The sequence below is a fragment of the Clostridium sp. DSM 8431 genome, from assembly GCF_900116755.1.
Taxonomy (GTDB): Bacteria; Bacillota; Clostridia; order Clostridiales; family Clostridiaceae; genus Clostridium.
In genome coordinates this window covers 1-5333 of sequence record NZ_FPBY01000209.1, presented here as the reverse complement: position 1 = coordinate 5333, position 5333 = coordinate 1, and the positions used below count along the sequence as shown (strand labels likewise).

Annotated in this window: 6 protein-coding genes and 4 tRNA genes; 9 read left to right on the top strand and 1 reads right to left on the bottom strand. The window is 29.1% G+C overall.

The genetic code is table 11. The features are described 5' to 3' along the window. Nucleotides 1-141: 141 nt before the first annotated feature. Nucleotides 142-636: a hypothetical protein gene (locus BM384_RS15335; protein ID WP_090014888.1), complete on the bottom strand. Its 495-nt coding sequence runs from the start codon at nucleotides 634-636 to the stop codon at nucleotides 142-144. Nucleotides 637-772: 136 nt separating this feature from the next. Here BM384_RS15335 and BM384_RS15330 point away from each other — a divergent pair, with 136 nt between their 5' ends. The 9 genes from BM384_RS15330 to BM384_RS15290 all read left to right on the top strand — a co-directional run bounded on the left by BM384_RS15330 (nucleotide 773) and on the right by BM384_RS15290 (nucleotide 5241). Then, the gene (locus BM384_RS15330) at nucleotides 773-1615 is read left to right on the top strand and encodes an alpha/beta hydrolase (RefSeq protein ID WP_090014886.1); all 843 of its coding nucleotides are present in this window, start codon (nucleotides 773-775) and stop codon (nucleotides 1613-1615) included. 101 nt (nucleotides 1616-1716) lie between these two features. Then, entirely contained in the window at nucleotides 1717-2655 is a 939-nt protein-coding gene (locus tag BM384_RS15325; RefSeq protein WP_090014884.1) for a glycosyltransferase family 2 protein, read from the top strand. Between the two features lie 109 nt (nucleotides 2656-2764). Further along, complete coding sequence (locus BM384_RS15320; RefSeq protein WP_090014882.1) at nucleotides 2765-3220, top strand: hypothetical protein; 456 nt, start codon at nucleotides 2765-2767, stop codon at nucleotides 3218-3220. Between the two features lie 81 nt (nucleotides 3221-3301). Further along, nucleotides 3302-3709 (top strand): cache domain-containing protein, encoded by a 408-nt coding sequence (locus BM384_RS15315; protein ID WP_090014879.1) that lies wholly within the window; start codon nucleotides 3302-3304, stop codon nucleotides 3707-3709. Further along, nucleotides 3703-4776 carry a methyl-accepting chemotaxis protein gene (locus BM384_RS15310; protein WP_175537419.1) on the top strand — a complete coding sequence of 358 codons (1074 nt, stop codon included), beginning with the start codon at nucleotides 3703-3705 and terminating at the stop codon, nucleotides 4774-4776. The genes BM384_RS15315 and BM384_RS15310 overlap by 7 nt, the downstream gene beginning before the upstream one ends. Before the next feature lie 120 nt (nucleotides 4777-4896). Then, nucleotides 4897-4970 (top strand) — tRNA-Gly (locus BM384_RS15305). 24 nt (nucleotides 4971-4994) lie between these two features. After that, nucleotides 4995-5071 (top strand) — tRNA-Arg (locus tag BM384_RS15300). Nucleotides 5072-5076: 5 nt separating this feature from the next. Then, a tRNA-Lys gene (locus BM384_RS15295) sits at nucleotides 5077-5152 on the top strand. A gap of 13 nt (nucleotides 5153-5165) precedes the next feature. Next, nucleotides 5166-5241: transfer RNA gene (locus BM384_RS15290), tRNA-Lys, on the top strand. The last annotated feature ends 92 nt before the right edge of the window (nucleotides 5242-5333 follow it).

Here is a 5333-nt window from a genome sequence, read left to right as displayed (position 1 = left end):
AAAATAATTAAATTGTATTTTAATATGAAATTATTTTACTTTTAGAACCTTTTGCATGGTAAAACAAAGCTGCTTCCTGCGCTGAAAAGCGTGGCGTCAGCCACTTTGTTCATTATTTTTATGGTTATTATTTTTATAAGGTTATCTGCAGTTACAATCTTTTTGATCTTTTCTATGAACACATTTTACATAATCATCATATAAATCATCAGCACAGTCTCTTTGTTTAAAAGATTCTTCAATTTCTTCTAAAGCTTGTTTCAATAAATTACCAGCTTTAATTAAAGCTTTAGTTTGGTTTTCATAACCTTGGTCAGCTTCACATAAAATTTTTTTGCACTTTTTAGGTGATTTATCACAATCAGTTTTGTCTAAGAAATCTTTAGCATCCATTTCTAATTTATAAGCTTTTTCAGCTATTTTGAAAGCTTCAGTAAGAGCTTTTAATGCATCACAGATTTCTTTTGCAACTTCTTTTTGAACTACATAGTTAGCTTTTTCATAAAGTTCTTCAGATTTTTTTATTAATTCATGGTATTTTTCTAGAACATCTTTGCAATTTCTTCTGCAATCATTCTTCTTACAGTGGTCAGTACAGTTTCTGTTATTTCTATCTTCAAAATAATTATAATCCATATCTTAAAAATCCCCTCTATTTTTTATTTACAATATATGTTGTGTAAAGAAAAAATAATTATTACAATAAAAGTAAAATAAGATAAAAATAGCAAAAGTATAGAAATGTGATTATAATTAAATTGAGGTGATTAATATGAATAGTCTTAAGGATGAAGGAAGAATGAGGATTAAAAATCCAGAAAGAACAGGTGGAAGTTACATGCTTCCTGATAAATTTAAGAAAGAATACACGGTAAGAGAAAAGTTTGTAGATGGATACAGAATGGAGACAATCTATAAAGGAAATATAACAAAAGAACATATATATTTTCTTCATGGAGGAGCTTATGTTTTAGAGGCATGTCCAGGTCATAAGGATTTTGTTGAAAAATTAGCTGACATGGGTTTTACAATAACTTATATTGATTATCCACTAGCTCCAGAAAGTACAGCAGAAAAAACTATAGATGTAGTTATAAAAGGGTATAATAAAATAATTCAAGAATATTCTGATAGCAACTTTTATCTTTTAGGAGATTCAGCAGGAGGAGGCTTGGCTGTATCTTTAGCAATTATAATTAGAGATGAAAAAATGAAGATAGCACCTAAAAAATCAGTATTAATATCTCCCTGGTTAGATATAAGTTTATCAAATAAAGAGGTTCTAGAATACGATAAAATAGATCCTGCACTCCCATTAGATGAGTGCTTTAATGCTGGAGTAAAGTATAGAGGAAATATAGATGAAAAAGATCCTAGAGTTTCACCTATATATGGTGATTTAAATAATCTTGGAGAATTTTTTATTATATATACAGATTCTGAAATTTTGAATCCTGACTGTAGACTTTTTAAAGATAAAATTGAAAAAATTTCTGGAAGTACAGTTAAGACCTTTGTTGAAACAGAAACAGTTCATGATTATATAATTTTAGAAGGAAAAGAAAAGTCAGAAAAAGCATTGAAAATGATAGAGGACTTTTTAAAGGATAAGTAAAAGATATACACAACTCATCAAATATTATTCACAGTTTTTACTTGATATATTAATAAATATGTTAATATATTGGTATAAAAAAGGTGGAGAGGAGAATTTTTATGAGTTGTAAAGTATCTGTAATTATTCCTGTATATAATGCAAAAAAATATTTAAAAGAGACTGCAGAGGCTTTGTTGTCTCAAAGTTTAAAAGAGATGGAATTTATTTTTGTTGATGATTGTTCAACAGATAATAGTGCAAATATATTATATGAAATAGAAAAAGCAGATCCTGAAAGGGTAATGATAATTAGACTTAATGAAAATCAGGGACCAGGAATGGCTAGAAATATAGGAATTCAATATGCATCAGGAGAGTACATAGGCTTTACCGATAGTGATGATTTAATTAAAAAAGACATATATGAGAAGCTTTATAAAAAAGCTATTTTAGGAAACTATGACATTGTTGAATGTGGATATTATAGTGAAAGAAAAAAATCTGAAATGATGCTATGGAGCTCAGAATTAGAAGGAGAAATAACACTTGAAAATAGGGTTAAAATTATGATGTCCTGCGGTTTTTTATGGAGTAAAATTATAAAAAGAGACCTTATTATAAATTCTAATTTAGAGTTTATAGGAAGAATTCCTTTAGAGGATGTAGATTTCCTAACAAGGTTATACTTAAGGGCTCAAAGTATTGGAATAGTTAATGAATGTTTATATTATTATAGAAATAATGAAGATTCATTTTCAAATAAAAAGAAGAATAAGAGTTCTATTGCCGTTAGTAGTATTTTTTCTGAAAAGTATATTGAAAATATGAAGAAAGAGCCATTATATGATATTTTTAAGCCAGTTATTGAATATGTCATAATTGGGGTATGGTTTGATATTTATAAAAATTATATTAAAGGAAATTCTTCTGTAGATAAGAAGGATGTAAAAGTTATACAAAATAAACTAAAACAATATGTACCAGATTTTCATCAGAATATATTTTTTGTGGAAAAGGCAAAAAAAGATGAAATTAAAAGTGAATTTATAAAATTATAGAGATATATTTACGAAATTCTAATAGTATGCGCCTACCTGTTAATTAGATTCTAAAATGTACGATAACTCAAGGAAGAAAATTTTTTGAGAGGAATTTGGGAATAGGGATATGATTAACAAAAGAGAAAGAGGGCCTATAAAATTAAGTACCCTAGCTATAATAGGTGTAGCGCTTATTATTGCTGTTACCTGCTTTTCACTTTGGATGACAAGTAGCATTTCAGCAAGTAAGGTCATAGAAAAAATAACTTTAGAAAAATTAGAAGTCAGTTCGAAGAGTGTAGCTAAAGATGTATTTTTAGAAGCAGAAAATGTAAATTTTGCTTTAGATAAATATAAAGATGATGTTAGACTTCATGAACTGCTTAAGCGTTCTATATCTGAGGTTAATAGTAATAATCAAGAAATAGAAGAGATAAAATCAACTTTATTAAGTTTTTTCAATGAAGAATTAGAACTTAATTCATCTTTATTAAGTGAATCTCTTATAAACAAAGATGGTATTGTATATTTATCAACATATGGTGCAGAGGGGAATGATTATAGTAAGGACAAGTTTTTTTAAGATGCTCTTAGTGTAGACGGAGTTGTTATTTCAGAAACAAGATATATAGAGGAAATAAATACTTATGCAAATGATGTTTCAATGGCAATTATTGAAGATGGAGAATTTATTGGAGTTATTACAGCGTCAATAGATTCAAAGGCGTATGAATACATTTTTGATGAATATAAAAAATTAGGTATGGAAGGCTTTATAGTAGATTCAAAAGGAAATTTTATATACCATGAAGATTCTAAATATCTTGGAACTTCAATTAATGATTTGGGAATTGACAATTTAAAATCAGACAAGCTTTTAAAATCGGGAAGTATAAAATATGCTGTTGATGGTGAAAAATATATAGCTCAATATTGTACAGACGAATACACAGGATGGAAAATATTTATAAAAGGTAGTGAAAAAAGTATTTATTCAGCTGCCAATGGATTAAAAGTTAGAATGTATATATGGTCTTTAGTGCTATTTGTAATTGCAGTAAACGTATGGTAGCTCCTATAGGTTATTTTAATGAGCAGAGTAAGAAAATTGCTGAAGGTGACTTGAATGTGGAGTTAAATAGAAAATGCCATACAAAAGAGTTTAATGATTTAAGTGAAGCATTTACTATAATGATTTTAAAGCTTAGAGAACTTATACAAGATACTCAAAACTTAGCATCGAATGTTCAAGGGGCTTCGTCAGATCTTTGCTCTGTAGCAGAAGAACTTAGTGCTTCTAATAGTGAGACAACTAATCAAGTTTCATCAATAGCTGAAAATATGAGTAATCAAACAGAAGAAACTAAACTTAGCAGTATGAAAACTACTGAGTTAGGAGAAAGTATAAATGCTCTTAAAGCTATGAATGAGGTTATGGAAAGCCATAGCAAAAAAGTTGATGAAGCTTTAGATAGTAGTGTTAATAAAATAGAATATGTTACTGAAGCTAATGAGAAATCTTTTGAAAGTTTTAAAGAAGTAAAGGAAAGTGTAGAACAACTGGTTTTAGATATAGAGAAAATTTCTACTGCCATAGAAGTTATTGAAGATATTTCAGAACAAACAAGCCTTTTAGCATTAAATGCATCTATAGAAGCTGCAAGAGCAGGGGAAGCAGGAAAAGGTTTTGCAGTTGTTGCTGATTCTATAAGATCTCTTTCAGATGAAGTTAAAAAAGCAACAAGCAATATTTATAGTAATATAGAAAGAATAAATGGTACTGTAAGTCAAACAAAAACTTCAATATCAGAATCAGAAATTATTAATGAAAAACAAAAATCTTCTCTTGTTGAAGTAAATGATACATTTAAATCTATGACTTCTGCATTAAAAGAAATGATTCAAATTACAGATAGTATTGCAAATGAAATAACTATAGTTGATTCTAAAAAGGATGAAGTTTTAGAAATTAATGATAAGGTTACAAAAGGTGCTATAGAAGTAGCAGCTCTTACTGAAGAAATTAGTCAGTCAATGGATGAACAAAGTAAGGCTTTTGAATCAGTAACAGATGGTGCAGAACAGCTAACTGATCTTGTAGATAAAGTTAAAGAAAGTATTGGAAAGTTTAAAATTTAAGTAATTGGGAGATAGGTAATTAAAATGCCTATCTTCTTGTTTTTTTGACAAAAAAATTTTTTTTATAAAAAGTGTTGACAATATATTATGAGGATGTTATATTATATAGGCAAGCTACTTGCGGGTATCGTATATCGGTAATACTCCAGCCTTCCAAGCTGGAAAGGTGGGTTCGATTCCCACTACCCGCTCCATTATTAACATAATAATGTTAAAATGCGTGTTTAGCTCAGCTGGATAGAGCAACGCCCTTCTAAGGCGTGGGCCAGGAGTTCGAATCTCTTAACACGCACCATATATGCACCATTAGCTCAATTGGTAGAGCACCTGACTCTTAATCAGGGTGTCCCCGGTTCGAACCCGTGATGGTGCACCATTTAATTACATATGGTTTACTAGCTCAGTCGGTAGAGCACTTGACTTTTAATCAAGGTGTCCGGGGTTCGATTCCCCGGTAAGCCACCAAGTAATTAAGTAGAGAAGTGATAAAGTTTAATTTTTATCACTTCTTTTATTTTTATAAAAAATTTTAATAAATAAAGCGTTATGCATTTTAG